General features: G+C 57.8%; 32 protein-coding genes. 22 read left to right on the forward strand and 10 right to left on the reverse strand.

The genetic code is table 11. From position 1 onward, the window contains the following. The first annotated feature begins 38 nt into the window (after positions 1-38). Positions 39-2,273 carry a CHASE2 domain-containing protein gene (locus ACR0LF_RS12735; RefSeq protein ID WP_480577871.1) on the forward strand — a complete coding sequence of 745 codons (2,235 nt, stop codon included), beginning with the start codon at positions 39-41 and terminating at the stop codon, positions 2,271-2,273. A 60-nt stretch (positions 2,274-2,333) separates the two neighbouring features. On the opposite strand, the gene ACR0LF_RS12740 is transcribed toward ACR0LF_RS12735, so the two are convergent. Then, a complete protein-coding gene (locus ACR0LF_RS12740; RefSeq protein ID WP_480856372.1) occupies positions 2,334-2,507 on the reverse strand; it encodes a hypothetical protein in 174 nt (57 codons plus the stop codon). A 12-nt stretch (positions 2,508-2,519) separates the two neighbouring features. Here ACR0LF_RS12740 and ACR0LF_RS12745 point away from each other — a divergent pair, with 12 nt between their 5' ends. From ACR0LF_RS12745 to ACR0LF_RS12775, 7 genes are all read left to right on the forward strand, one after another. Continuing rightward, positions 2,520-3,134, forward strand: coding sequence for a ribonuclease D (locus tag ACR0LF_RS12745; RefSeq protein ID WP_480577877.1), 615 nt, complete (start codon positions 2,520-2,522; stop codon positions 3,132-3,134). Then, the gene (locus ACR0LF_RS12750; RefSeq protein WP_480577880.1) at positions 3,131-4,093 is read left to right on the forward strand and encodes a KpsF/GutQ family sugar-phosphate isomerase; all 963 of its coding nucleotides are present in this window, start codon (positions 3,131-3,133) and stop codon (positions 4,091-4,093) included. The genes ACR0LF_RS12745 and ACR0LF_RS12750 overlap by 4 nt, the downstream gene beginning before the upstream one ends. A gap of 11 nt (positions 4,094-4,104) precedes the next feature. Then, on the forward strand, positions 4,105-4,704 hold the full coding sequence (gene lptC / locus ACR0LF_RS12755; protein ID WP_480577883.1) for an LPS export ABC transporter periplasmic protein LptC: 600 nt from the start codon (positions 4,105-4,107) through the stop codon (positions 4,702-4,704). Positions 4,705-4,707: 3 nt separating this feature from the next. Then, complete coding sequence (locus ACR0LF_RS12760; RefSeq protein ID WP_480577886.1) at positions 4,708-5,199, forward strand: LptA/OstA family protein; 492 nt, start codon at positions 4,708-4,710, stop codon at positions 5,197-5,199. Then, complete coding sequence (gene lptB / locus ACR0LF_RS12765; RefSeq protein WP_480577889.1) at positions 5,199-5,957, forward strand: LPS export ABC transporter ATP-binding protein; 759 nt, start codon at positions 5,199-5,201, stop codon at positions 5,955-5,957. Before ACR0LF_RS12760 ends, lptB begins: the two co-directional genes overlap by 1 nt. A 252-nt stretch (positions 5,958-6,209) precedes the next feature. Further along, a complete protein-coding gene (gene hpf / locus ACR0LF_RS12770) occupies positions 6,210-6,773 on the forward strand; it encodes a ribosome hibernation-promoting factor, HPF/YfiA family (RefSeq protein ID WP_480577892.1) in 564 nt (187 codons plus the stop codon). 58 nt (positions 6,774-6,831) lie between these two features. Then, the gene (locus ACR0LF_RS12775) at positions 6,832-7,296 is read left to right on the forward strand and encodes a PTS sugar transporter subunit IIA (RefSeq protein ID WP_480577895.1); all 465 of its coding nucleotides are present in this window, start codon (positions 6,832-6,834) and stop codon (positions 7,294-7,296) included. Between the two features lie 60 nt (positions 7,297-7,356). On the opposite strand, the gene dalA is transcribed toward ACR0LF_RS12775, so the two are convergent. Further along, positions 7,357-7,872 carry a divisome-associated lipoprotein DalA gene (gene dalA, locus ACR0LF_RS12780; RefSeq protein ID WP_480577898.1) on the reverse strand — a complete coding sequence of 172 codons (516 nt, stop codon included), beginning with the start codon at positions 7,870-7,872 and terminating at the stop codon, positions 7,357-7,359. 169 nt (positions 7,873-8,041) lie between these two features. On the opposite strand from dalA, the gene ACR0LF_RS12785 reads away from it, so the two are divergent. Together ACR0LF_RS12785 and ACR0LF_RS12790 are read left to right on the forward strand one after the other, a co-directional pair. Further along, positions 8,042-8,641: a L,D-transpeptidase gene (locus ACR0LF_RS12785; protein WP_480577901.1), complete on the forward strand. Its 600-nt coding sequence runs from the start codon at positions 8,042-8,044 to the stop codon at positions 8,639-8,641. 139 nt (positions 8,642-8,780) lie between these two features. Next, the gene (locus tag ACR0LF_RS12790) at positions 8,781-8,963 is read left to right on the forward strand and encodes a hypothetical protein (RefSeq protein ID WP_010442520.1); all 183 of its coding nucleotides are present in this window, start codon (positions 8,781-8,783) and stop codon (positions 8,961-8,963) included. A 71-nt stretch (positions 8,964-9,034) separates the two neighbouring features. Here the strand turns inward: ACR0LF_RS12790 and hemH are convergent, their stop codons facing one another. Beyond that, positions 9,035-10,084: a ferrochelatase gene (gene hemH, locus ACR0LF_RS12795; RefSeq protein WP_480577904.1), complete on the reverse strand. Its 1,050-nt coding sequence runs from the start codon at positions 10,082-10,084 to the stop codon at positions 9,035-9,037. 57 nt (positions 10,085-10,141) lie between these two features. Next, positions 10,142-10,972, reverse strand: coding sequence for a methyltransferase domain-containing protein (locus ACR0LF_RS12800; RefSeq protein ID WP_480577906.1), 831 nt, complete (start codon positions 10,970-10,972; stop codon positions 10,142-10,144). Here ACR0LF_RS12800 and ACR0LF_RS12805 point away from each other — a divergent pair. The 4 genes from ACR0LF_RS12805 to ACR0LF_RS12820 are packed head-to-tail and all read left to right on the forward strand — an operon-like array spanning position 10,953 to position 13,298. Continuing rightward, complete coding sequence (locus tag ACR0LF_RS12805) at positions 10,953-11,717, forward strand: double zinc ribbon domain-containing protein (RefSeq protein ID WP_480577909.1); 765 nt, start codon at positions 10,953-10,955, stop codon at positions 11,715-11,717. The two genes, ACR0LF_RS12800 and ACR0LF_RS12805, sit on opposite strands and share 20 nt — an antisense overlap. Before the next feature lie 38 nt (positions 11,718-11,755). Then, entirely contained in the window at positions 11,756-12,013 is a 258-nt protein-coding gene (grxC, locus tag ACR0LF_RS12810) for a glutaredoxin 3 (RefSeq protein WP_171181132.1), read from the forward strand. Beyond that, a complete protein-coding gene (locus tag ACR0LF_RS12815) occupies positions 12,013-12,843 on the forward strand; it encodes a carbon-nitrogen hydrolase family protein (RefSeq protein WP_480577911.1) in 831 nt (276 codons plus the stop codon). The genes grxC and ACR0LF_RS12815 overlap by 1 nt, the downstream gene beginning before the upstream one ends. A 14-nt stretch (positions 12,844-12,857) precedes the next feature. Then, positions 12,858-13,298 (forward strand): MarR family winged helix-turn-helix transcriptional regulator, encoded by a 441-nt coding sequence (locus tag ACR0LF_RS12820; protein WP_037313149.1) that lies wholly within the window; start codon positions 12,858-12,860, stop codon positions 13,296-13,298. 2 nt (positions 13,299-13,300) lie between these two features. Here ACR0LF_RS12820 and ubiG read toward each other — a convergent pair whose 3' ends face one another. After that, complete coding sequence (ubiG, locus tag ACR0LF_RS12825; RefSeq protein ID WP_480577914.1) at positions 13,301-14,047, reverse strand: bifunctional 2-polyprenyl-6-hydroxyphenol methylase/3-demethylubiquinol 3-O-methyltransferase UbiG; 747 nt, start codon at positions 14,045-14,047, stop codon at positions 13,301-13,303. 48 nt (positions 14,048-14,095) lie between these two features. On the opposite strand from ubiG, the gene pip reads away from it, so the two are divergent. The 8 genes from pip (at position 14,096) to ACR0LF_RS12865 (ending at position 23,105) form a co-directional block, all read left to right on the forward strand. Beyond that, on the forward strand, positions 14,096-15,073 hold the full coding sequence (gene pip / locus ACR0LF_RS12830; RefSeq protein WP_480577916.1) for a prolyl aminopeptidase: 978 nt from the start codon (positions 14,096-14,098) through the stop codon (positions 15,071-15,073). Further along, positions 15,070-15,891, forward strand: coding sequence for an ABC transporter substrate-binding protein (locus ACR0LF_RS12835; protein WP_480577919.1), 822 nt, complete (start codon positions 15,070-15,072; stop codon positions 15,889-15,891). The genes pip and ACR0LF_RS12835 overlap by 4 nt, the downstream gene beginning before the upstream one ends. A gap of 160 nt (positions 15,892-16,051) precedes the next feature. Then, complete coding sequence (rimP, locus tag ACR0LF_RS12840; protein WP_152459779.1) at positions 16,052-16,642, forward strand: ribosome maturation factor RimP; 591 nt, start codon at positions 16,052-16,054, stop codon at positions 16,640-16,642. Beyond that, positions 16,642-18,255 (forward strand): transcription termination factor NusA, encoded by a 1,614-nt coding sequence (gene nusA / locus ACR0LF_RS12845; protein ID WP_480577921.1) that lies wholly within the window; start codon positions 16,642-16,644, stop codon positions 18,253-18,255. The genes rimP and nusA overlap by 1 nt, the downstream gene beginning before the upstream one ends. A 22-nt stretch (positions 18,256-18,277) precedes the next feature. Then, positions 18,278-18,901 carry an RNA-binding protein gene (locus ACR0LF_RS12850; RefSeq protein ID WP_480577924.1) on the forward strand — a complete coding sequence of 208 codons (624 nt, stop codon included), beginning with the start codon at positions 18,278-18,280 and terminating at the stop codon, positions 18,899-18,901. 8 nt (positions 18,902-18,909) lie between these two features. Next, positions 18,910-21,384 (forward strand): translation initiation factor IF-2, encoded by a 2,475-nt coding sequence (gene infB, locus ACR0LF_RS12855; RefSeq protein ID WP_480577927.1) that lies wholly within the window; start codon positions 18,910-18,912, stop codon positions 21,382-21,384. Between the two features lie 461 nt (positions 21,385-21,845). Continuing rightward, complete coding sequence (locus ACR0LF_RS12860) at positions 21,846-22,355, forward strand: hypothetical protein (protein ID WP_480577930.1); 510 nt, start codon at positions 21,846-21,848, stop codon at positions 22,353-22,355. 255 nt (positions 22,356-22,610) lie between these two features. Further along, positions 22,611-23,105 (forward strand): hypothetical protein, encoded by a 495-nt coding sequence (locus ACR0LF_RS12865; protein WP_480577933.1) that lies wholly within the window; start codon positions 22,611-22,613, stop codon positions 23,103-23,105. Here the strand turns inward: ACR0LF_RS12865 and ACR0LF_RS12870 are convergent. The 5 genes from ACR0LF_RS12870 to tdh form a co-directional block, all read right to left on the reverse strand. Next, positions 23,020-23,217, reverse strand: a complete 198-nt coding sequence (locus tag ACR0LF_RS12870) for a hypothetical protein (protein ID WP_480578057.1) — start codon at positions 23,215-23,217, stop codon at positions 23,020-23,022. The genes ACR0LF_RS12865 and ACR0LF_RS12870 overlap by 86 nt on opposite strands. 178 nt (positions 23,218-23,395) lie before the next feature. Further along, positions 23,396-23,761 (reverse strand): cupin domain-containing protein, encoded by a 366-nt coding sequence (locus ACR0LF_RS12875; protein WP_480577935.1) that lies wholly within the window; start codon positions 23,759-23,761, stop codon positions 23,396-23,398. Between the two features lie 179 nt (positions 23,762-23,940). Continuing rightward, a complete protein-coding gene (locus ACR0LF_RS12880) occupies positions 23,941-24,768 on the reverse strand; it encodes an alpha/beta hydrolase (RefSeq protein ID WP_480577938.1) in 828 nt (275 codons plus the stop codon). A 3-nt stretch (positions 24,769-24,771) separates the two neighbouring features. Continuing rightward, complete coding sequence (locus ACR0LF_RS12885) at positions 24,772-25,653, reverse strand: tryptophan 2,3-dioxygenase (RefSeq protein ID WP_480577941.1); 882 nt, start codon at positions 25,651-25,653, stop codon at positions 24,772-24,774. Between the two features lie 63 nt (positions 25,654-25,716). Then, positions 25,717-26,745 (reverse strand): L-threonine 3-dehydrogenase, encoded by a 1,029-nt coding sequence (tdh, locus tag ACR0LF_RS12890; RefSeq protein ID WP_480578060.1) that lies wholly within the window; start codon positions 26,743-26,745, stop codon positions 25,717-25,719. Positions 26,746-26,755: the final 10 nt, after the last annotated feature.

Below are 26,755 nucleotides of genomic sequence, written 5' to 3' on the forward strand. Positions count from 1 at the left end.
CAACAAGGTGGCCTTGCCTCATTTTCCCGGAGGATCATGTGAGCGACAAGACACGCAAAACCAGAAACGGACAGTGGGGCTTCCGTCTTGTGGGATTGGGCCTGATCATCTTGGGATGTTTCATCCGCGTTTTGGATCCGTATCCCGTTAGAATGACCCGTCTGATCTATTTCGACGTTTTGCAAAGACTGTCCCCCCGAGAGTTCAATCCTGATCTCCCCGTACGCGTTGTGGATATCGATGAAACCTCGCTGGCCAATTTGGGGCAATGGCCCTGGCCCAGGACAGTAGTGGCGCAAATGGTGCAGAATCTGGGGGAATACGGTGCCGCTGCTATCGCGTTCGATATGCTGTTCGCTGAACCTGATCGGTATTCGCCATCCCGCCTGCTGAACGATCCGTCTCTGAAGGGCGTGGTGACAGTGGAGCACCACGCCCGAAAACTGGACAATGATGTTTTGCTTGCGATGGAAATGGCCTACTGGCCCGTGGTTCTGGGAGCGGCTGCGCGTTTGTCGGAGGAAGGCAAAAGCATTGCGACCAAAGCCGGTATCGTTGAATTTGGGGAAGCTCCTGCAACGGGTCTCATCTCAGTCCCGCATTGGACACCGATTGCGCCGCCGCTGGATCGATCAGCCGCAGGTATCGGCGGGGTCAATATCTCACCTCTCGGTGGGACTGGCATTGTGCGTCGGGTGCCTATTCTTTGGAGCGGGCCGGATGGGCCGCTGCCAAGCCTGTCTATCGAGGCGCTCAGGGTTGCCTTGGGCGAAACCGTTATTTTTGCCGAAGGCGCATCGGACGAAGCGGGCATCATGCTGGCTATCGAGGTCGGGGGATATCGATTTCCCACCACCGAGAACGGTGAGCTTTGGCTGAAATATCGGCGAGACACGCCTGATCTGTATATTTCGGCCAATGACGTCATGAGTGGTTCAGAGGACTCTGAGCTGAGGGCCGAAATCGAAGGACGAATTATCCTGATCGGAACCTCGGCTGCCGGTTTGTTCGATATTCATCAAACCGCCCTTGGGGAAAGTGTTCCGGGTGTTTCAATTCATGCGCAGATCATCGAACAGATCCTGACTGGTGAGATGCTCAGCCGGTCTGATGTGACGTCGGCGCAGGAATTGCTGGCATTTGCCTTTCTTGGGCTTGTCGTGATCGCTGTCATGTCCAGCTTTGGTGCTGTCGCATCCTTTATTGCCGGTGGTGTCGCTGCCGCCGCTGTTCTTGCCATCAGTTGGCTGGTGTTTCAAAACCAGTCAGTTTTGTTTGATGCTACGTTTCCTCTGATCGGTGGCATGGCAAATTTCGGCCTGTTGGCGGGCTATCTGTTCGTTTCGACCGAGCGCGAAAAGCGGGAAATCCGGAAAGTGTTCTCGCATTATGTTGCCCCGGAAATTCTTGATGAAATGGAATCTACTGGCCACCAGCTGCAATTGGGAGGTGAGACCCAGGAAATTACCGTGATGTTTTCTGATATCCGAGGCTTTACCTCTTTGTCCGAAGCCGCGTCTGCGACCGAACTCGTCTCACTGTTGAATGCCCTGTTTTCCAACATCGGGGATCAGATACTGCTGGAACGGGGAACAATCGACAAATTCATTGGCGACGCGATCATGGCGTTCTGGAACGCGCCCTTGCCCGTCGCTGATCATCCTTGCCGTGCGGCGCAGGCTGCGCTCAAGATGCGGCGGGCTTTGGTGGAATTCAATGACTCAGGCATCATGCGAAACCGTCCACCGATCGCACTGGCAACTGGGCTTGCGTCGGGTCAGGCCTGTGTTGGCAACATCGGATCAGAGAAACGGTTCAACTACACGGTTATTGGCGACGTGGTGAATGTGTCGGCCCGGCTCGAACAAGGTTGTCGAACCGTTGATTACGACATCCTCGTTTCGCATGGGGTGTATGAGGCTGCGCAATCGGATCTGGCTTTGCTAGAGGCCGGTCACGTCGATCTGAAAGGCAAAGCCAACCCGGAACCGGTTTTCGTTTTGGTCGGGGACCAATCCCTGCGGCAAACAGCGGACTTCGAGGATCTCATGGCGCGGCACCGAGAGTTGATTGCGGCGCTTACAGATCGACAGCCTTTGAGCGTCATCAAAGGCCTTTGCGGGAATTGCGAACGTTTGGCCGAAAGGATCGAACCGGGATTGTGCAGGTTTTATCGCGCGCTACCGGGGCGCGCGGCGGACTTCAGATCAGATGCTCCATCTGGTCAATTCATGTTTGCGCGACACAATCATGGACAAGTATCCGAGGTGTAGTTTCGGGCCTCACTGAACACTGCCAATTCGTAGTTGAAGGTTGGTATCGAAAGCTGAACCTCAAGCGGCTGTATCAAACCGAAATGCCTGTTTTTCGAATTGGGACTGGCAGATTGTGTTGTCGGCACTTTCCGGCGCTTCGGTTGCCGCAAATTCAGCCACTTTTTGAAGCACTATTTTCATGGCGTTGAGTTTATCGACCAAACCGCCTATCTCGGGGTCGATACCGCTCAAAGGAATAGTCGCGTGGCGAACCATTTGTACAAGAACGATCTGCCGGATGGGCTGGATCTGGGCCCGGTCGTGGCCATTGACTGCGAAACCATGGGGTTGAATCCGCATCGCGACCGTTTGTGCGTGATCCAGATGTCGGGTGGAGACGGCAATAGCCACATCGTTCAGGTGGAAAAGGGCCAGACCGAGGCTCGGAACCTGTGCGCGATGCTGGAAAACCCCAAGGTGCTAAAGCTGTTCCACTTTGGACGGTTTGATATTGCCGCGATGTATCACACCTTTGGTGCGCTGGCCGCACCGGTTTATTGCACCAAGATCGCCAGCCGGTTGGTGCGCACCTACACTGATCGCCATGGGCTCAAGAACCTGTGTCAGGAACTGATCGGCGTCGATATCTCGAAACAACAGCAGATGAGCGATTGGGGCGCTGAAACCCTGACGGACGCTCAACTGGACTATGCAGCCTCGGACGTTCTTTACCTGCATCGTCTTCGGGATGAGCTCAACAAGCGGCTGGACCGCGAAGACCGGACCGAGATGGCGCAGGCCTGTTTTGACTTCCTGCCGATGCGTGCGAAGCTGGACCTCGCCGGTTGGCCCGAAACGGATATCTTTGCGCACTCATGACCGATACCGAAGCTTTTCTGAGAACCGCCCGTCAGGTCGTCACCGATGAAGCCCGCGCGCTGGACGTGCTGGCTGACAGCCTTGACGAACACTTTGCCGAAGCCGTGCAACTGATCCTCCGGGCTACCGGGCGCATCATCATAAGCGGCATCGGCAAGTCCGGCCATATCGGCCACAAGATTGCGGCCACGCTGGCCAGTACCGGAACGCCGGCCTATTTCGTACATCCGGCCGAGGCCAGTCACGGCGATTTGGGTATGGTGTCTAAGGGCGACGTGGTGCTGGCGATCTCAAACTCGGGCGAGGCACCTGAGCTGGCCAACCTGCTGGCATTCACCCGCCGCTTTGGCATTCCGCTGATCGGGTTGTCCAGCAAGCCTGAAAGCACATTGATGAAACAGGCGGATGTGCATTTGCTGATCCCTTCGATGGGTGAGGCTTGCGGGTTTGGCATGGTGCCCTCGATTTCAACGACGCTGACCCTGGCAATGGGCGATGCGCTGGCGATTGCGCTGATGAAGTATCGTGATTTCAAACCAGAGGATTTCCGGGCCTTCCACCCCGGCGGCAAACTTGGTGCGCAGCTGTCTACAGTGCGTGATTTGATGCATTCCGACCTGCCGCTGGTTCCAGTAGGAACCCCGATGGGTGAGGCGCTGCTGGTCATGAGCCAGAAGAGCTTTGGCGTTGTCGGCGTCACCGACGCAGACGGCCGCCTAGTCGGAATCGTGACCGATGGTGACCTGCGTCGAAATATGGACGGGCTGCTGGACAAGCCCACCGAAGAAGTGATGACCGCCAATCCGACCACCATAACACCCGGCGCATTGGCGGAAGAGGCCGTGGCGATCATGAACGAGCGCAAGATCACCTCGCTGTTCGTGGTTGACGAGGCTGCGTCGGGTCAGGCGCTGGGCCTGCTGCACATCCACGACTGCCTGCGCGTCGGTCTGGGCTGAAGGAGGCTGAAGTGGACAGATATTCCCGCATGGTACAGTTCCTGAAGGTGCTGTTGCCGCTTGCGGCCATTCTGATGCTGTCCACCGTTTTCCTGCTGTCCCGCAGCATTGAAACCAACGTGTCCGTGCCCTTTGCGGAAACAGACATTGATGAACGGCTGGCGCAACAAGTGGTGACTCAGCCGAATTATCGCGGCACGACCCGCAAAGGTGAGGATGTCCATATCGAGGCGACGCAGGCCAAACAGGGCAGCGATAACACGACACCGACAGCATCCGAGTTTCGGGGCCGTCTGGGCCTGCTCAGCGGTGGGACGATATTTCTGGATTCCAATTCCGGTTTGATCCGTCCTGATGAAGGCACGGCAACTTTTGTCGGTGATGTGGTGATTACCACTGCTGACGGTCTTCAGGTCACGACAGACCTGCTCAACACCTCGCTGGACGAAATCCGGGGCGATACTCCGGGACATGTGAATGGTACCGGGCCAATCGGCAATTTTTCTGCAGGGCGCATGACCTTTGGGACGGAAAAAAAGGACGGTCCCGTCCATATTGTTTTTACAGACGGTGTGAAGCTGGTATACGAGCCTGAAAAAGCAGAAAGATAACGTGTGTTCGATTTTCGTTTTGTTCCTTTGTGCCTCGCTTTGATCGCGGGTGCTGCGACCGCGACAGCGCAGGAGGCGCAGGTGGCTTTTGGGTCTGCTAATGCCGATCCAAGCCTGCCGGTCGAGGTGACTTCGGAAACGCTGAACGTCAACCAAGAGGATGGCTCTGCCGAATTCCTTGGCAATGTTATCGTAATTCAGGGCGAAATGCGGCTGACGGCTGAACGGGTTCTGGTGATTTATAACGAGGAACGCTCGGCCATCGAACGGATGGAAGCGACCGAAGATGTGGTGCTGGTCAGCCCGCCGGACGCGGCGGAAGGTGATTGGGCGGAATACACGATCGATTCCGGTGTTATCGTCATGAAGGGCAATGTCCTGCTGACGCAAGGCCCCAGCATCATCAGCGGCGACCAGATGAATGCCAACCTTACAACGGGCACGGCGACCATGACGGGACGCGTCAAAACGATCCTGCAGCAGGGGAATAACTGATGGCGCGCCCCGACCTGTCAGTGGCCGAGGGCAGTTCGGGCCTGCGTATCGAAAAGCTGCGGAAATCCTACCGGAAAAAGACGGTGATCCGCGATGTCTCGATGACATTGGACCGATCCGAAGTGGTTGCCCTGCTGGGGCCGAACGGATCGGGTAAGACCACGACATTTTACTCTGTGGCCGGGCTGGTGTTCCCTGAGGCGGGTAAAGTCACGATTGATGGTCAGAACGTGACGACCCTGCCGATGTATCGCCGCGCGCGGATGGGCATCGGTTATCTGCCGCAAGAGATGTCGATCTTTCGCGGCATGAGTGTCGAGGACAATATCGCCGCGGTTCTGGATATCACGGTCCCTCATGCGCACCGGCGTAAGGAACGCCTGGAAGAGTTGCTGTCGGATTTCTCGATCGAACATCTGCGCCGCGCGCCGGCCCTTGCTCTTTCCGGCGGTGAACGCCGCCGTGTCGAGATTGCGCGCTGTTTGGCGGCAGATCCGAAGTACCTGCTGTTGGATGAACCATTTGCAGGTGTTGATCCGATCAGTGTCGGCGATATCCGGCATCTTGTTGCCGACCTGAAAAAACGGGGAATCGGCGTTCTGATCACCGACCATAACGTGCGGGAAACGCTGGAAATTGTCGACCGCGCCTATATCCTGCATGACGGGCAGGTTCTGATGTCCGGCACACCCGATGAGGTTGTCGAGAACGAGAATGTGCGCCGTGTCTATCTTGGCGAAAACTTCCGTATTTCATAGGTTTGCGCCGATCTGCATTGGGTGCATGCCGGAATTCGCGTATATACACACCTGTTTTGATTGACTCTTCCCTCGTCTCTTGCCTCAATTGGCCCATGGCATTTACCCGGTTCCAGTCTGGAGATCGATGTCCCTTCCTTGAAGGGCTGGTTTTAAGGCAACTGCGGAAAATGTCCCGACCCCCCACCCGATAAAAACAAGTTCGTCGCGTTCCGTGACGTCAGAATGGGTGTGAATTGTGAAGGAGATCACATGCGTTACCAAATCAGCGGAAAACAGATCGACATCGGTGCGGCGCTGCAGACACACGTGCAGACCGAACTGGGCGAGGTTGTGGGCAAATATGCCCAGCGGCCTACGGACGCCAACGTCGTCTTTTCCCGTTCAGCGCATGAATATGTATGCGAAACAACGGTGCACCTGTCTACTGGGCTGACCGCTCAGGCCAAGGCACATGCAACCGAGATATATGCGGCGTTCGAGGCATGCTGCGACAAAATGGAAACACAACTGCGTCGTTACAAGCGTCGCCTGAAGGACCACCACAAGGATCGGTCCGAGCCGGTTGAACTCTTCGGGGCGTCCTCTTATATCCTCGCCTCTGACGAATCGGACGCGGCTAATGAACCCGAATCGCTGCAGCCCATGATTGTGGCTGAGATGGAAACAAAGATCCCATCGTTGAGCGTTGGTGAAGCCGTTATGCAAATGGAACTTGCCGGCGCCCCGGTGCTGGTGTTCAGAAATGAGAACAAGGATGGATTGAACGTCGTGTATCGTCGGGAAGACGGTAACATCGGCTGGATCGATCCATAACAGGCAAGGATACGGGGCCGCACCCGCTGAGGCGGGTGCCGTGCCATGGAGCGTGATCATGGAGCTTTCGAGCATACTGAAGCCCGAAGCAGTACGTGTATTGTCCGCCGCTTCCAGCAAGAAGCGGCTGTTTCAGGAAATCGGCGATGTGGCCGGTGCCACTTTGGCTCTGGAGTCCCAGGCAGTTGTCGACTGCCTGCTGGAGCGGGAAAGCCTTGGACCCACCGGTGTGGGGCATGGCGTTGCACTGCCGCACGCACGTCTGTCCGAACTTGAAGCAGTTTCGGGCGTGTTCGTCATGCTGGAAAAGCCCATCGATTTCGGTTCGGTTGATCGTCAGCCAGTGGACATTGCCTTCGCGTTGTTTGCACCGGAAGAGGCCGGGGTTGAGCATCTCAAGGCACTGGCTCTGGTGTCGCGCACTTTGCGGGATACGTCAGTGTGCACCAAACTTCGGGCAAACCCCGATCCGGTCAAGCTCTATGCGATCCTGACCGAAGCACAATCAATGCAAGCAGCGTAACTTGCACAGAAAAAAGGCCTCCGGTTTTCGGGGGCCTTTTTCTTCGATCTGTTTCCGGCGTCAGCCGCCGGTGCCCATTTCAAGCGTCCACCAGATTTTGCCACCACCCTCCTGATGCCAGGCGAATCCCATTTGGGTGGCCTTGGGATCCATGATGACTGCCCGCGGTCCGGGCTCCTGCATCCATGCGGCAAGGGTCTCGGTCTCGGTCTCGTAGGTCTCGGAAATGGCTTCCCCCAGGAATGTACCAAAATAGCCGACCCGCGCAGCCCGATCGATTGGGGACGAACCGTCCGATCCAAAGTGCCAGGGCCGGTTCTGCCGGGCCATGTCCTTGGAATGAGTTGCGGCCGCGGCATTCAGCTGAGCGTTCAGTTGCACCGACTGCAAGCCCTGAGCCTGACGCAGCGCATTGACCGAATCAAGCATACGGAATTGCAGCTTTTCCGGGTTGCCACGGATTTTGTAGACCGACGGCAATGGGCGACCATCCGCACCAAGGGTTGTCGGGCGGGTGTCTGTACATGCCGCCAATGCGACAAAGCAAATCAACAGTAAAGAAACGATGCGCGTCATGATCGACCTGATTATTGTGTCACCAAAGGGCATAGCGCGCCTGACAGCTCTGAGCAAACGTGCATTGGCCGTAACTTGCGTGATTCTGCCGGTTTGATTTGCGACTGAAGCATTCTGGCAATAGAATGTCACGGATTTCAGACTTCACTTAAGCACAGGACCCTTTGCCATGGTCAAAAAGAGTATTCATTCGTCCACTCGCAGGGGTTTTCTGGCCGGGGCCACTGCCACGCTGGCGACACCCGCACTTGCGCAATATATCCCCGGTGATCCTCTGCGTCCCGCACCCGAGCCCGAGCCAGCCGTGCGCCGGAATGTGTCCGGTTTCCGGGCACTGGATTGGCAGCCCTACTTCTCGAACACAAGAAACGGTGCCATTCTGGTCGATACCGTGTCGCGGGCGCTGCATTATTGGTCAGATGATCAAACTATATACAAACTCTACCCGTCATCGGTTCCATTGACCGAAGAACTGACCCGCCGCGGGCGCACCAGCGTGATCCGCAAGGTTGAAGGCCCAAGCTGGTCGCCGACGCCGTCGATGAAAAAACGAAATCCGGAATGGCCCGACTATATTCCACCGGGGCCGGATAACCCGTTGGGAACGCACGCTTTATACCTGAGCTGGAAATATTACCGCATTCACGGAACGCACGATACGCGAAAAATCGGGCGTCGGTCGTCGAATGGCTGCATCGGCTTGTTCAACGAAGACATAGCCGAGCTGTTCGCAATGGCGAACGTTGGCACGCAAGTGTTGCTAATTTGACGACATTTTTGTGTGGGAACCCGCTTAGTTACCAAGTTGCAATTGCATTCCAGCGTCAATGCTGATTAGAAAAAAACACGAGGTAAGTCTTAGATGTGCGGCTCCGGGCATTGGAACCGTGCAAATTCTGGAGGTTAATATGAAAAAACTCGTTCTCGCCGCAGCTCTGACCGCTGCTGCTTCGACCGCTTACGCTGGCAACCTGGAAGAGCCGGTTGTTGAAGCGCCGGTAGTTGTTGAAGAAACTCAAGGTTCGTCGCAGGGCATCATCCTGCCGCTGATCCTGCTGGTCGTTGTTGCTGCTGCTGTCGCTGCAAGCTAATTCGATACAGAATTCACGAAAAAGGCGGTGGAGCAATCCACCGCCTTTTTTTGTTCAATAGAGCGTAAGGCTCAATCCAGCCAGCCGCGCAAATTGTCTTCGATCACTTTGCCCAACGCAGCTATGTGGGCTGCGTCGTCGTTCAGGCAGGGGATATAGGTGAAGGATTCGCCGCCAGCCTCTTCGAAGCTTTCCTTGATCTCTTCGTTGATCTCTTCCAGCGTTTCGATGCAATCGGCCGAGAAGGCGGGCGCAATCACGGCAATGTTCTTCTTACCTTGCTGCGCCAGGTCTGCCACGTGATCCACCGTATAGGGCTTCAACCATTCTTCCGGGCCGAATCGCGATTGAAAGGTCGAAACCAGTTGATCTTCGGACCAACCCAGCCGATCTTTCAGCAGCCGGGTCGTTTTGGCGCACTGGCAATGGTAGGGATCGCCCTGCATCAAATACCGTTCGGGCATTCCGTGATACGAGCACACAAGAATGTCCGGTTTGGTCTCCATTTTCGCATAGGCATTCTCGACTGACTGGGCCAGCGCATCGATATAAGCCGGTTCATCGAAATAGGCTGGAACGGTGCGGGTGGCAGGTTGCCAGGCCTCCTCCATTAACGCGCGAAAGAACTGGTCGTTGGCCGTGGCCGTCGTTGCGCCTGCATATTGCGGATAAAGCGGAAAAAACAGGATACGGTCACAGCCTGCCGCCACCATCTGGCGTACTTTGGATTTGGTCGAAGGGTTGCCATAGCGCATACAGAAATCGACCATGATCTGATCGCCGTAACGCGTGTGCATCGCTTCGCTCAGCTTGGCGGTCTGGTCCTTTGTGATCGTCATCAGCGGGCTTTCGCCCTTGTCGTGATTCCAGATCGATTTGTATGCCTCGCCCGAGCTGAACGGCCGCTTGCTCAGGATGATTCCCTGTAATATTGGCTGCCATTTCCACTTCGGATAATCGATGACGCGCTGATCCGACAAAAACTCGTTCAGATAGCGGCGCATTGGCCAATATGAGTAATCATCCGGTGTGCCCAGATTGGCCAACAGAATGCCAACACGACCCATCCTGATCTTGGGATGATCTGTAGGAGCGTGTGAAGGACGAGTGGCATCGAACATTTGAGGCTTCCTGAATTTCTTGTGTTCCGGCCTGAAATAAGGGGATTTGTTCGCGCGTCAATCGGGCAGTTTGCCCTCTTTCGTGCGCAAAGCATCAGCCAGTCGCATTTGCGCCGATCCCGGGCGCAGCGGTTTGGGCTGGCTGTCGTCCGGGGACCACCCGGTCAGGCAGATCAACTCGAACGTAGCAGCCAGACGGCCTGAGTCTGTTGAGAAATGATCCGCATAGAGTTTTTGTGCGGCCTCAAACACCTGGCGTCGGGTCGGGTGTTTCACCCGAGCAGACAGGGCGTTGGTCTCACCCATACCTCGCAGATCGTGCATCAGGTGCCAGATATCGCGGTATTCCGCCGTCAGCGGTATGGTGTCGGCCACGGGCAAGGCCAGACCGGCCCTTTGCAGCAGGCTGCCCAGATCACGCAGCTCAGCCATGGGCGCGATGCGGGGGCTGAGCCCGCCGGCGACCTCGATTTCGGCCTGACCCAACGCAGCGCGCAGTTCGTGCAGGGTCTCACCCCCCAGGCATACCACCAGCAGAAACCCATCCGGTTTCAGAGCTCTGTGGCATTGGATCAGCTGCCCGACCGGATCATTGGCACAATGCAGCGCCATCGCATGGATCACCAGATCATGCATGCCGGGGTGCAGCGCCAGCACATCGTCATCCGCACTGATCGCAGCGTCGGGAAAGGCCCCTGCCCAAAGCTGTGGAAATGGCGTCACGATCGCAGGGGCCGTAAAGGTTTTGTTAACCATGGAGAGCCGATCCTGCACCTCGTCCAAGGCAGTGCGGTGCAGGAATAGGGCGTCGTCCTGCGCGCGGGCGCGGTTAAGCAGAATGGCCTTTCGGTCGAATAGAGAGGGTGCAGTGGGCTCGGGCAGTTTCATAGCTCGCAAGTATCGCATCGCGCAGCGGATTCAAACCGCCCTTGCATTGATCTATCCGCCGCGTTGCATGGGGTGCGGAGAGCTCACGGAGTCCGATTTTGGCCTATGTGGTGCGTGTTGGCGCGAAACGCCGTTCATCGGCGGTACGGTTTGTGAAAGCTGTGGTGTGCCCGTTATGGGCGACGCTGACGGGTTTCGGATTGAATGCGATGATTGCCTGAAAACCCGGCCACCATGGCAGGCGGGCCGCGCCGCGTTGCTGTATGACGGGAAAGCGCGTTCGCTGATTCTGGCCTTAAAACATGGTGACAGACCCGAATTGGCCCGCCCCGCTGCGCGGTGGATGGCGCAAGCCGGGCGCGCTTTTTTGCGGCCCGGAATAGTGATTGCTCCGGTCCCGTTGCATTGGTCGCGTCTGCTGAAACGTCGTTACAACCAATCTGCGCTGTTGGCGAAACACCTGGGGCGAGACACCGGATTAGAGTGCGTGCCGGATCTTTTGGTGCGAAAACGGCGAACCCCGGTGCTGGATGGAAAAACAGCGCAGGAGAGGGGTGAGGTGCTGGATGGTGCAATTTGCGTTCATCCGCGACGCGGTCAGCATTTGCGTGGCAAAGACATCTTGCTGGTGGATGACGTAATGACATCCGGCGCGACGCTGGCGGCCTGCACCCGTGTGTGTCAGGCCGCAGGGGCAAATCATATTTTCGTGTTGGCACTGGCGCGCGTTGCCAAGGATGCCTAATTCGCCCAAGATCGCACGAAACCCGAAGGGAACGGAAAATGAAGCCCGTAGAAATCTATACCTCGCCGCTCTGCGGCTTTTGCCACGCGGCCAAGCGCCTGCTGAAGCAGAAAGGCGTTGAGTTCAAGGAAGTTGACGTTCTGATGCACCCCAAGCGCAAACCCGAGATGATCAAACGCGCAGGTGGCAAACGGACCGTGCCTCAGATTTTCATTGGGACACAGCATGTGGGCGGCTGTGACGATCTTTATGAGCTGGAGCGACAAGGCAAGCTTGATCGTTTGCTTGCGGCCTGATGAAGACCGCGCTGCTGCAGATCACCTCGTCGGACAATCCGGCTGAAAACCTGGACATGGTGCGCACCATGATGGCCGAAGCGGCCGGGCAGGGCGCGCGTTTTATCCTGACGCCAGAGGTCACGAATTGCGTGTCGAACAGTACGACGCAGCAAAACGAGGTTCTGCAGCACGAAGAAGATGACATCACCTTGGCTGGCCTGCGAGAACAAGCCGCCAAACTGGGCGTGTGGCTGTTGATCGGATCGCTGGGCATCAAAACCCACGACGCTGATGGCAGGTTTGCGAATCGGTGTTTCGTGATCGATCCGCAAGGTCAGATCGTGGCGCGATACGACAAGATCCACATGTTCGATGTGCAGGTCACCGAGACCGAGACGTTTAGCGAATCAAAGAACTACCGGCCCGGCGGTAAGGCGGTCATCGCCGAGACCGATTTTGGCAAAGTTGGCCTCACCATCTGCTATGACATCCGTTTCCCGCATCTGCACGCGGCACTGGCGCAGGCGGGCGCGCGCATTCTGACTGTTCCGGCTGCGTTTTCGCCGGTCACAGGTGCTGCGCATTGGGAATCGCTTTTGCGGGCCCGGGCGATTGAGTCCGGGTGCTGGGTCTTGGCCCCCGCTCAAACAGGTGCACACCCGAAGACGCGCGGAAAAACGCGTTTTACCCACGGTCACAGCATGGTTATCGCCCCATGGGGAGAGGTGCTGATCGACGCAGGCACCGATCCGGGCATTCACATTTTCGATTTGGATGATAGTTCTGTGACAGAGGCGCGCCGCCGCGTGCCCTCCTTGACTCACGTGCGGCCTTTCGACGGGCCCTGACCCAGAACCGGACCATGACTGACGAACACAATGCCCTGGCGGTCACGCTGTTCAGCGAGATTCTGACTGCAGACCAACTGTTGCGTAACCGGTTGAGCCGGGTGCTGCCCAAGGGTATGGAAATCTCGCATTTCTCGGTTCTGAACCATCTGGTGTTTGTCGGTGATGAGCGCAGCCCGGCGCAACTGGCCAACACGTTCCACGTCACGCGCGGAGCGATGACGAACACCTTGGCCAAGCTGGAATGGGCCGGATACATTCACATCCGCCCCGACTGGGACGACGCTCGCCGCAAGATGGTCGCGATCAGCCCGGCAGGCCGCCGGGCGCGAGATCAGGCGATTTCGTCGATTGCCCCGTTGATCAACCGTGTGGTCGGAGAACTGGGGTTGGAGCGGGTCCGTAGCACGCTGCCGGTACTGCGGGATTTGCGGTTGCAGTTGGAGGGTGAGTAGCCTCACCCCGGCTTCACACTCGCCGTTACATAATTCACGCTCAAATCCCGGTCCGAGATCGACCAGCTCCAGAGGATCGGGTTAAATACAAACCCCTTGCGATCCACTGGGTCCAGCCCGGCTTGGCGCAGCAGGTCGAACAGCTCATCGGGGGTGATGAACTTGTTCCACTCATGCGTGCCGCGCGGCAGCCAGCGCATGACGACTTCGGCCCCGAAGATGGCCATCGCATAGGATTTCGGGTTGCGGTTGATGGTCGAGCAAACCTCCAACCCGCCAGGTTTCAGCAATTGCTGCGTTGCCGTCAGAAATGACAGCGGGTCAGCCACGTGTTCGACCACTTCCATGTTAAGAACCACGTCGAATTGCTCGCCTGCTGCGGCCATGTTCTCGGCAGTGGTGTGTCGATAATCGATCTCAAGCCCCGATTGCTCAGCATGGATGCGAGCGACGGGAAGATTGCCTTCAGCGGCGTCGGCGCCCACGACTTCGGCCCCGAGCCGCGCCATAGGTTCGCTCAGCAAACCGCCGCCGCAGCCGATATCCAGTAAACGCAGGCCTTTGAACGGGTTCGGTGCCTTCAGGTCGCGATCGAATTCGCCTGCAATCTGCTGTGTGATATAATCCAGCCGGCACGGATTGAGCATGTGCAAAGGTTTGAATTTTCCATGAGGATCCCACCATTCCGCCGCCATCGCCTCAAATTTTGCGATCTCGGAAGGGTCCACCGTGTTCGGATGCGCTTGCATTCCTGTCTCCGTGTGCTCTTTTACGCTTAAGGACTATATAGGCCCATAATGGACAAGTACCCGGACCAAAAGCGCGCAGTTCAATATCTGTACCCGCCGATCGACCCTTTCGATCAGCGCATGGTCGATATGGGCGATGGGCACCGTATATATGTGGAACAATGTGGCAATCCCGATGGGATACCCGTTGTGATTCTGCACGGGGGCCCCGGTGGTGGCTGCAGCCCGGCGATGCGGCGGTATTTCGATCCGCAGGCTTACAGAGTGATTCTGTTTGACCAGCGCGGATGTGGGCGGTCGCGCCCGACGGCCTCGGTCGAAGACAATACGACCTGGCATCTGGTTGCCGATATCGAACGGTTGCGCAAATTGTTCGAAATTGAAGAATGGATCGCCTTTGGTGGCAGCTGGGGGGCGACTCTGGCGCTGATCTATGCCCAGACACATCCCGACCGCGTCAGCCGGTTGGTGCTGCGCGGGGTGTTCCTGGCGACTCAGGCCGAGCTGGACTGGTTTTATGGCGGCGGCGCTGGGCGGTTCTGGCCCGAGCAATGGCAGAAATTCACGTCTCTGCTGCCCGAGGTCGAACTTGAAGACACCATTGCCGCGTATAACAAGCGCCTGTTTTCAGGCGACCGCGCGACAGAGATCCTCTATGCGCGTGCATGGTCGCATTGGGAAAACGCGCTGGCCTCGATCCACACCAATGGGTCGGTGGGTGAAAGCCCCGGAGAATACGCGCGTACCTTTGCGCGACTCGAAAACCATTATTTCACCAACAAGGCGTTTCTGGAAACGGATGGGCAGATTCTGGAACAGATGGACCGGATCGCGCATATTCCCGGCCACATCGTTCAGGGGCGCTATGACATGATCTGCCCGCCTCAGGCCGCATGGTCGCTGGCTGAACGCTGGCCCAATGTCGAGTTGAAGATGGTGCGTCAGGCGGGTCATGCGCTTTCGGAACCCGGGATCAGTGCTGAGCTGGTCCGAATCATGGACCGCGTGGCGGAGGGCTTGGCATGACCCGGATCGACCGCCGCGCCCTGTTTGCCTCTGGTGCTGCTGCCGCACTGCTTGCAGCGACAGGTGCATCCCTTGCCGGTACGCCGAAAAAGGGCGGCACTTTGCGGCTGGCTGTGCCCCGCGATGACAGCCTTGAGCAAGTGGCGCGCGGGGCCGTGTTCGATACCCTGACCGAGATCGCGCCGGACGGCACGTTGCGGGGCGAGCTTGCAACAGGCTGGCAAACCGATGCCGAGGCAAGGGTCTGGAGCTTTGATCTGCGTGACAATGCGGTGTTCCATGATGGCGCACCGTTGGACATTGCGGATGTCACTGCGGTTCTGGCCGAAGTTGGACGGGCCGAGGCACTTGCCCCCAACCGTGTGCTGTTGGAACTGGCCGAAACCGACCCGGGCCTGCCATTCCTGTTGGCTGACAGCCGCTTTGTCGTCACGCGCGGTGCTGAAGGTGTCACGCCGTTGCGCAATGCCAATGGCACCGGCTGCTATCGTGTCGAGCGCGCCGAGGATGGCCGCCATTTTCTGGGTCGCCGGGTCGAGGGGCATTACAAGGACGGTCAGGCCGGATGGGCCGATGCGGTCGAGGTTATCGTGATCCCCGATGCGGCTGTCCGGGCCGAAGCGCTGCGGGACGGTTATGTCGATATCGCGGCACTACCGGATCGGGTTGAGATACGGGGTACGCGCGGCGTCCGTTTCCACCCCTCCGAGGCGGATATGGCCCTTGCGGTATCGGGTGCCGTCGGGATGCCGCGCCAGATTGCCGGGAACCGGGCGCTGGACGATGGCCGTATCGCGGAACGGTGGTGGACGGTGTAAATCCGATTGCGACTCCTGCCGGGGGTTGCAGACTCGGACCATCCTGCGTATATGCAGTTTCAACAGCGGCGCGTTGGACTTCTGGTCCGGGGCTCCACCGGAAATTTCGACGGGCCGCGCGCCCGTTTTTTTGTGCCCGAATGACAGGGTAGAGTACCAGATGACAAACGACCTGATAGCCAAAGCAGCCATTGACCGGCGACTGGCCGAGATCATCACCCCCGTGATCGAAGATCTGGGTTATGAGCTGGTCCGCATTCGCCTGATGAGCGGCAAGCAGACCACGCTGCAGATCATGGCTGACAAGCCCGATGGTGGCATCGAAGTGGATGACTGCGCCGAAATCTCGAACGCGGTCAGCGCCACGCTGGACGTCGAGGACCCGATTCTTGACGCCTATACGCTTGAGGTATCGAGCCCCGGTATCGACCGCCCCCTGACTCGCCTCAAGGATTTCGAGACCTTCGAGGGATATGAGGCCAAGATCGAAACCGCCGAACTGATCGACGGCCGCCGCCGCTTCAAAGGCGAATTGGCCGGCATAGAAGGAGATGAGGTGCTGATCAACATCCCCGAGGGGGACGAGACCATCACCATCGGTCTGCAATTCGACTGGCTGAGCGATGCCAAGCTGGTCCTGACCGATGACCTGATCAAGGAAATGCTGCGCCAGCGCAAGGACGCCGGTGCCCTGAACGAAAACGCTTTCGACGAGATTGAGACCGAAGGGTCCGAAGAGGAGACGAACTGATGGCAATCACCTCAGCCAACCAGCTGGAGCTGCTGCAGACCGCCGAGGCCGTGGCCCGCGAAAAGATGATCGACCCCGGTCTGGTTGTCGAAGCGATGGAGGAATCGCTCGCCCGTGCCGCCAAGAGCCGTTATGGCGCGGAAATGGACATCCGCGTGTCGATCGACCGCAAAACCGGCAAGGCGACCTTTACCCGCGTGCGCACCGTGGTCGAGGATGAAGAGCTTGAGAACTATCAGGCCGAGATGACTGTCGAACAGGCGCGTCAGTACATGGAAGCGCCCGAGGTTGGTGACGTCTTCGTTGAAGAAGTGCCGCCGGTTGAAATGGGTCGGATCGCGGCGCAATCCGCCAAGCAGGTGATTCTGCAGAAGGTCCGCGAAGCGGAACGTGATCGTCAGTACGAAGAATTCAAGGATCGTGCGGGCACCATCATCAACGGCGCGGTCAAGCGTGAAGAATTTGGCAATGTCATCGTCGATCTGGGCGGTGCCGAGGCTGTTCTGCGCCGCAATGACAAGATCGGCCGCGAAAGCTATCGCCCGAATGACCGCGTGCGCGCCTACATCAAGGAAGTCCGCCGCGAGGTCCGTGGCCACCAGATCTTCCTGTCGCGCACCGCGCCCGAATTCATGGCCGAACTGTTCAAGATGGAAGTGCCGGAAATCTATGACGGCATCATCGAGGTCAAGGCCGTGGCCCGTGACCCCGGTTCGCGCGCCAAGATTGCCGTGATCTCATATGACGGCTCTATTGATCCCGTCGGCGCTTGCGTCGGTATGCGCGGCAGCCGTGTGCAGGCCGTTGTGAACGAGCTGCAGGGTGAAAAGATCGACATCATTCCGTGGAACGAAGATCAGCCGACCTTCCTTGTGAACGCGTTGCAGCCCGCCGAAGTTTCCAAAGTGGTTCTGGACGAAGAAGCCGGCAAGATCGAAGTTGTGGTCCCTGAGGAGCAGCTGAGCCTCGCCATCGGTCGCCGTGGTCAGAACGTGCGTCTGGCCAGCCAGTTGACCAACCTCGACATCGATATCATGACCGAGGCCGAGGAATCTGCGCGCCGTCAGAAAGAATTTGAAGCCCGCACCAAGCTGTTCATGGACAGCCTGGATCTGGACGAATTCTTTGCGCAACTGCTGGTTTCCGAAGGGTTCACCAACCTGGAAGAAGTGGCCTATGTCGAGCTTGAAGAACTGCTGGTGATCGACGGCGTCGACGAAGGCACGGCAAACGAATTGCAGGCCCGTGCGCGCGAATTCCTGGAAGCTCAGGCCAAGGCGGCGCTGGATGCGGCGCGCGCACTGGGTGCCGAGGACAGCCTTATTGAATTCGAAGGCCTGACACCCCAGATGGTAGAGGCGCTGGCCAAGGACGATGTGAAGACGCTGGAAGACTTCGCAACCTGTGCCGACTGGGAACTGGCCGGTGGCTGGACCACGGTCGATGGTGAGCGTATCAAGGATGACGGTGTTCTGGAGCCCTTCGGCGTAACGCTGGAAGAGGCGCAGGATCTGGTCATGACCGCGCGTATCATGCTGGGCTGGGTTGATCCGGCTGAGCTGGAGCAGGCCGAAGAAGACGGCGACATTGCTGAAGAGGAGGCCGAGGCCTGATCTCAGGCCTCGGGTGGCTGACATGGGTCGCGGTGGCGTCCATAAGGATCGGTCGGAAGGCCCCGAACGCAAGTGCATCGCCACGGGCGAGATTCAACCCAAATACGGGCTGATCCGCTTTGTGACGGGGCCGGATGGTCAGGTTTTTCCGGATGTCGCGGCAAAGCTGCCGGGGCGCGGGGTCTACGTGGCGGCGGACCGGGCGGCGTTGGACAAGGCTGTGAGCAAGAAATTGTTCTCACGCGGGTTCAAGGCACAGGTGACGGCGCAACAGGACCTGACCGATGAGGTCGAAAAACAGGTGGCGCGGAGGGTGATCGAGCTGATCAGCCTGGCGCGCAAATCCGGCGATGCAGTCGCCGGGTATGAAAAGGTCAAGACGTGGCTGGACCGGGAAGAGGCTCAGGTGCTGATTCAGGCCTCGGATGGATCGGGACGCGGCAAGTCGAAACTCAGCACGCCGCACTTCGGCAAATACATCGGCTGGCTGACGGCAGACGAGCTTGGAGCGGCATTTGGGCGCCAAACCGTGATTCATGCGGCCTTGGCCTCTGGCGGACTCGCCAAACGTGTTGTAGAGGAAGCGCAGCGCCTGCGTGGCTTGCGCGAAACGGATGACGGCGGCAGGGGCCGCGCGGAAGGGTAAGAAGCTTTATGAGCGATAATGACGGCAAAAAGACATTGGGTCTTCGTGGCGGGGCACGCCCCGGAAATGTGAAACAGAGTTTCAGCCACGGACGCACCAAGAATGTCGTGGTGGAAACCAAACGCAAGCGCGTGGTGGTCCCCAAGCCGGGTGCCAGCAAGCCGGGTGGCGGAGCGACGCCGTCGGGTGATCCGTCGCGCCGCCCTGCCGGGATTTCCGACGCGGAAATGGCCCGCCGGATGAAAGCATTGCAGGCTGCCAAGGCACGTGAGGCCGAAGAGGCCGCGGCCCGCGAGGCGGCCGAAAAAGCGCGTGAGGAAGAGCGCGCCCGCCGTCGTGCGGAGCAGGAAGCCAAAGAGCGCGAACAGCGTGAGGCTGAAGAGCGCGCGCGTCAGAAGGCCGAAGAGGAAGAGCGCAAGCGCAAAGAGGCGGAAGAAGCCGCCAAACGCGCCGCAGCCGCCCCCGCGCCCGAAGAACCCAAAGCGGCACGCGCCCCGGCCAGCAAGCCTGCGCCAGCGGCCGCTCCGCGCAAGCAGGACCGCGAACGCGAACAGCGCGGTCGAGGCAAAGGCCGTGACGACAATCGCCGTTCCGGCAAGCTGACACTGGGTCAGGCCACCGGTGGTGAAGGCAATCGCCAACGTTCGATGGCCGCGATGAAGCGCAAGCAAGAGCGCGCGCGTCAGAAAGCCATGGGCGGTTCGGTCGAACGCGAAAAGGTCATTCGTGACGTTCAACTGCCCGAGGCCATCATGGTTTCGGAACTAGCCAACCGTATGGCTGAACGCGTGGCTGACGTTGTCAAATCGCTGATGCAAATGGGCATGATGGTCACTCAGAACCAGACCATCGACGCAGACACCGCCGAACTGATCATCGAAGAGTTTGGCCACAAGGTCACCCGCGTATCCGATTCGGATGTTGAGGACGTCATCAAAGAGGTCGAAGACAGCGAAGACGATCTGCAGCCGCGTCCGCCGGTCATCACCATCATGGGTCACGTCGACCACGGTAAGACCTCGTTGCTGGACGCAATCCGCGACGCGCGCGTTGTGGCAGGTGAGGCCGGTGGTATCACCCAGCACATCGGTGCCTATCAGGTGAAAACCGATGGTGGCACTACGCTGACATTCCTTGATACTCCGGGCCACGCAGCGTTTACGTCTATGCGTTCGCGCGGTGCTCAGGTCACGGATATCGTGGTTCTGGTTGTTGCAGCCGACGATGCGGTGATGCCGCAGACCATCGAAGCGATCAACCACGCCAAGGCGGCCGAGGTGCCGATGATCGTGGCGATCAACAAAGTCGACAAGCCGGATGCGAACCCCGACAAGGTCCGCACTGATCTGTTGCAGCATGAAGTCATCGTCGAGAAGATGTCGGGTGAGGTTCAGGACGTCGAAGTGTCCGCCATCACCGGTCAGGGTCTGGATGAACTGCTGGAAGCCATCGCGCTGCAGGCCGAGATTCTGGAATTGAAAGCCAACCCCGACCGCGCCGCCCAAGGTGCCGTGATCGAGGCGCAGCTGGATGTGGGCCGCGGCCCCGTGGCCACCGTTCTGGTTCAGAACGGCACGCTGCGCCAAGGCGATATCTTTGTTGTGGGTGAGCAGTACGGTAAGGTCCGTGCGCTGATCAACGACAAGGGCGACCGTGTGAAGGAAGCCGGCCCCTCGGTTCCGGTCGAGGTTCTGGGTCTCAACGGCACGCCCGAGGCCGGTGACGTTCTGAACGTGACAGAGACCGAAGCGCAAGCCCGTGAGATCGCTGAATATCGTGAGCAAGCCGCCAAGGACAAACGCGCCGCCGCTGGTGCCGCAACAACCCTTGAGCAGCTGATGCAGAAGGCCAAGGAAGACGAAAACGTCACCGAGCTGCCCATTCTGATGAAAGCGGACGTTCAGGGTTCGGCCGAAGCCATCGTTCAGGCGATGGAAAAGATCGGCAACGACGAGGTGCGCGTACGCGTTCTGCACTCGGGCGTTGGTGCAATCACCGAGACGGATGTCGGTCTGGCCGAAGCCTCGGGTGCACCGATCTTTGGCTTCAACGTTCGAGCCAATGCTTCGGCGCGGAATACCGCAAACCAGAAGGGTGTCGAGATCCGTTACTACTCGGTGATCTATGACCTTGTGGATGACGTGAAAGCCGCCGCATCTGGCCTGCTGAGCGCCGAGATTCGCGAGAAGTTCATCGGGTATGCCGAGATCCGCGAAGTCTTCAAGGTTACCGGCGTCGGCAAGGTTGCCGGCTGTCTGGTCACCGAAGGCGTGGCGCGTCGTTCCGCAGGCGTCCGCCTGCTGCGCGACAACGTGGTGATCCACGAAGGCACGCTGAAGACGCTGAAGCGCTTCAAGGACGAAGTGGCTGAGGTACAGTCGGGTCAGGAATGCGGTATGGCGTTCGAGAACTACGACGATATCCGCCAGGGCGACGTGATCGAAATCTTCGAGCGCGAAGAGGTTACTCGGACGCTGGATTGATCCGGATACACAGTAAAACAAGAAAACAGCGGCTCGCCTTGGCCGCTGTTTTTTTGTGCATGCCTGTGAGGCTTTGATCGCATGTGTGAGGTTCTCTGAATCCAGTCAGTATCGCGCCGTGCAATCTTGTTCGAATAACGAAGTAAGCCTGACATACGTCAGCTGTGCGGGACTTTGCTGCCTTTCAACTAAACACCTCAAAGGTCTGCTTCATCGAACAAACAACACGAACCCGCAAAAGCAGGGCGGTACCAGCCATTGACCATCTAAGGAGCTTTAGAGCTATGGTGGCGATTGGCTCATTTATTCAGGCCAAAAAGTGCAAATCAAGGGAAACGTCGAGGATCTGTTACAACCAGAGGTGATTGAGAATTTAAGCTGGACGAGCGCATTCATGGTTAACCATTCCTAAAATGCTGAACGGCACAATCATGTGCTGAACAAAAGGCCTGGTGTGCGATATGATCCTGATTGATCCCCAAGAATATCGAGAAGCCTTGTGCAATATCTGCGCAAGGGCACGCCAATCCGGTTTGAGAAGAAGAACACCAAGCCTGCCACCCATTACATCTGGCGGACGCGGCGCGACGGCAAGGTTCGATCATCACATGCCGAACGCGAAGGCCGAATTTTTTCATGGGACGATCCACCAGAAGGCGGACACCCTGGGGAAGACTACGGATGTCGCTGCACGGCAGAACCATATTTGCCTGAAGCTTCGGAGTTTATGGAAATCACTTTGCAGGATGTCTCAGGTGGTGGTGCCGCTTGAAGCAGTACAGACTTTGTGCGCCACTACTATCGCGGCAATGGTAGAGGCGTCACCGTACGTGAGACCGGTCATCTATCCGCAACAGTCGATGAATACATGGCGCAAGTTGAAAAAAGGCCGAAAGATCAAATTGCTACTGAAGCACGAAGTAAACGCACAGGCAGCTTTACCTATCCATTTGGCAGACCGTACAAAATGAAAGGCTCGTTAGATTTCTACTTAGGGGACAAATTTGCCGATCCGGCTGACTTAGGTGTTGAAGTCATTGATCCAGGCGAGACGATTTTTGAGAACATACACAGGCCGCTAAACAATTATCTTCGAGGCCGCACCGGCCTTCCACCGCGTGGACCTCAAGGGCCAAGGCTTCAAACCGGAGAGCCGTATTCAATAACTGACGATTGGTCAGGAACCCTGAGAGGACAAATCTACCTAGACCCCGCGCGAAGTGCCTATGGGTAAATTCCGCCTCCTTTTAGTTGCCGGAATATGTGCTGCAATCTTTGCACTAGCATTCTCCCGGGGGATACCAACACGCTGCGTGCAGCTTCCGAACGGCATGAATATTGGAAAGCAGGCAATTATTGATTTTGCCAAGCCATACTTTCGTCCCGAAGTTGTGCCAAAATTTCCAAACGGTAAATCTCTGCTTCCTGGAGATGCTTGGCCGTTCTTTACAACCGAAACAACGGTTTATGGAACCGCAGAAGCAAACGACGCGGATGACGATTTTCAGTTTGTTTGGCGGATGGATACAGGACTAGTCCGAAGAGACGAAGATCCCGTAAGATATCAACGCCTTATTGAGGAAGCTGGTCCACTACTTGGCGGCACACGGCATGGGGGGTTCGGATCAGAAATCATTATGTGGCAACTTCAAAAGCAGCACGCATATGCGGATCAAACCTGCCGGACACGGTGGATCGCAATCGGCAACACAGGTATCTAATTTCCTGCCCGCTCAATACCATTTTTGCCGTCATTAATTTCTGCACAGTAGCTGCGTGCCACTTGCCACCTCGTGTTGTTTTGATGCCCCGCGTGTTCAAATCCGCCGCGATCTGGCGAAGGAATGCAACACAGCCGACCTTCGCGCGTTACGCAACATCCTGCAGTTTGGGCTCGCTCAGTACCTTAGCTGCAGAACGCATAGATGGCCGTGAGGCATACAAGGCTGCCTGACCGAAGGCCGTTCCGAACGCTTGACTGATCAGGAGGGCTTGGTCAGTGCGGCCGTTGCTACTCGTACTGCACGATCACGGAAAGAAAATCTTCATCGCTTGTTACAACGGTGTGATGACCCTTGCCGTGCTTGTCTTCCATATGCCAGACGTCGCCCGGCCCAATATCCCTGAATTCCCCGTCGCTGGCGGTCACACGCACTGAGCCAGAAAGGCAAATGAGCTTCTGAGCGACGGGCGTGGGATGAATTGGCTCATTCCAACCCTTCTTGAGCCTCAAGAACATGGTTTGCTTGACGGCTTCTGGCTTTGAAATCTCGATTGCTTTCGCAGGTGGCGCAAAGGTTTGTTCTTCAAGCTCAACTTCGATGTCTTTCCAATGGCTTTCGCCTTGAGCATCCGCATACAGTTTCTTGAACTTCACTTTGACGCCCCCGCCACTTGGCCAGCTAAAAACCGATACCGGACATTGGGCCGCAAAGGAGAAAAACGCAAGTTGGGCTCCAACAGGTTATTCTAGGCTAGGCCGTAAAAGTACGGATTTTATTGGTTGTGTTGGTTTGCGTTACAAAGATCGAATCCGCTTCTGTCCAATCCGCTTGACTAGCGCGATGCGGTCAAAAACGTCCCGGCATGCATGACGATATCAAAATGCTGCATCCCCTTTTTCAGATCGAAACTGACCGAATGACCTCCTTTGCGCAGCAGTTCGGCATAATCGCGGCTTTGTCGGATGAATTCGGGCGTATCGCGTTCAGCCACCGTCACGTGATAGCGGGGACCGGGTGCGGGCAGGTGCAGGATTGGGGACAGGTCGTGCACCTCGACCGGAGTAAGATTCAGCGGGTCATTGACTGACGTCAGGCTGATCGGTTCCAGATCGTAGACGCCGCTGATCAGGATCACATCGCGTATCCGCAGCCCGGCACGGGCCAGTGCATCGGCTGACGTAGCCATGACCATCGCCGCCAGATGCGCCCCGGCGCTGTGTCCTGACAGGGTAACGCGGGACGGATCGAAGCCCAGATCAGGCGCATTCACCGCCATCCACAGCAAAGCGTCGCGGCATTCCCCGATCATGTCGCCGATGCGCGCGTCCGGGGCCAGCGTGTAGTTCAGGGTCGCAAAGGACTGTTCGGCTTCAATCAAAGCCGGGGCCATCATCGCCGACTCGCGATGGCTGAGCGCCTGCCAATAGCCGCCGTGGATAAAAACGTGCAACGGCGCGCCCGCGCCTTTTGCGGGGAAGAAATCAAGAACCTGCGCCGTGCCTTCGCCGTACGAGACGTTCCCGATTACCTCCATCCGTGCCCGATGCTGTGCACTTAGCGCTGCATAGCTATCCAAATAAGGCGTTAGGTCGCCGCCGATCATCGAACTGGGAGAATACTCCTGCTCCAATTCTTCCTGAGAGAACCCCCGATACAGCATCGCCTACTCCTGCCCAGAATACATCAGTTCGGTGCGCATATCGTAGAGATCATGAAAGAACCGCAGATCCAAGGCCTTGCGCAAGAAGGAGACACCGCTGGACCCGCCGGTGCCGGGCTGGTTGCCGATCACCCGTTTCACCGCGGTGACATGGTCGAAGCGCCAGCGCTGAAACAGGGATTCCACATCCATCAGCTTTTCCGCCAGCGCATAGAGGTCCCAGTGTTGCTGGGTATTGCGGAACACCTGCACCCAGATTTTCACCACACGGTCGTCACCGGAATAGGGTTTCGCAAAGTCGCGATCCAGAAGATCTTTCGGCACCGCAAACCCCTGACGGGCCAGCATGAACAACACCTCGTCATACAGCGACGGTTTGGTCAGCGCATCGGTCAGCAATGCCATGACCTCAGGGTCATGTTCGTGCACTTTCAGGGTCGAGGCATCCTTGTTGCCCAAAATGAACTCGATCTGGCGGTAGCCATAGCTTTGGAACCCTGACGAACTGCCAAGGGCTTGCCGAAATGTCAGGTAATCGGCAGGCGTCATCGTCAGCAGGGTTTCCCAGGCCGCGATCAGCTGCCGCTGAATCGCTTTCACCCGGTCGAGGTTCTTCATTGCCGGACCAAAGTCATCCTGTTGCAAGAAGCGCCGCACCTCGATCAGTTGGTGATGCATCAGTTTCAGCCACAGCTCGCTGACCTGATGGATAATAATGAACAGCATCTCATCCGGCTGCGCAGGGTCCTGAAAGGTCTTTTGCAGGTTCAGCAATGTCTTGAGCTGCAGGAAATCGCCGTAACTTTTGCGGTGGGTCTGCGCGAAATCGGTGACCAGAGTCTCCTCGATGCCACGCTCAAGATACCGGTCATCCTTGTCGCCCATGTGCTCCTCCGAAACGCCTGCGCCCTTTATGTGTAGGGGCTGAACCGGCGCAGCGCCAGAGGGTCAGGTCCAGTCCAATACCACCTTGCCCGACTGGCCCGATTTCATCGCCGTAAACCCGTCTGCGAAATCGTCGACCTTCATCTGGTGGGTGATGACCCGGCTGACATCCAGACCGTTCTGCAACATGGCGATCATCTTGTACCAGGTCTCGAACATCTCGCGTCCGTAGACGCCTTTGATAGTGATGGCCTTGAACACGATCCGCGACCAGTCGACGGGTGATTTTCCGGGTGGAATGCCCAGCAGGGCGATCTTGCCACCCATCACCAGCGCCTCGACCATCTGGTCCAGCGCGGCCTGAGAACCGGACATCTCGAGCCCCACATCGAAGCCTTCTTTCATGTCCAGTTCCGCGATGACGTCCTGCAAGTCCTCGTTCGAGACATCGACGGTGCGCACCGTGGGCACGACATGTTCGGCCAGCTTCAGGCGGTCGGCGTTGATATCGGTGATCACCACATGCCGTGCGCCCGCATGGCGCGCAACAGCTGCGGCCATGATGCCAATGGGACCTGCGCCGGTGATCAGAACATCCTCGCCCAGCAGATCGAAGCTCAGCGCGGTGTGCACGGCGTTGCCCAGCGGATCGAGGATCGCGCCGATCTCGTCCGGCACGTCATCGGGCAAGGGAACGACGTTGAAGGCGGGCAGTTTCAGATATTCGGCAAAGGCGCCCTGTTCATTCACTCCGATCCCGCGCGTGCCGGGGTCGAGATGGAACTTGCCCGCCCGGCTCTGGCGGCTGTCGGTGGTGATCAGGTGGCCTTCGCCGCTGCAACGCTGCCCGACCTCCAGCCCGGTCACGTTGCGCCCGATCTCGACGATCTCACCGGCGAATTCGTGGCCGGTGATCATCGGCACCGGCACCGTGTGCGACGCCCAGTCGTCCCAGTTCCAGATGTGGATATCGGTGCCGCAGATGCCGGTCTTGTTGATGCGGATCAGCACCTCGTCCGGACCGATTTCGGGGACAGGGGCCCGCACCATCCACAGCCCTTCTTCGGGTCGGGATTTTTCCAGCGCTTTCATGGTGTTCGGT

The sequence above is a fragment of the Ruegeria sp. E8 genome (assembly GCF_056533985.1).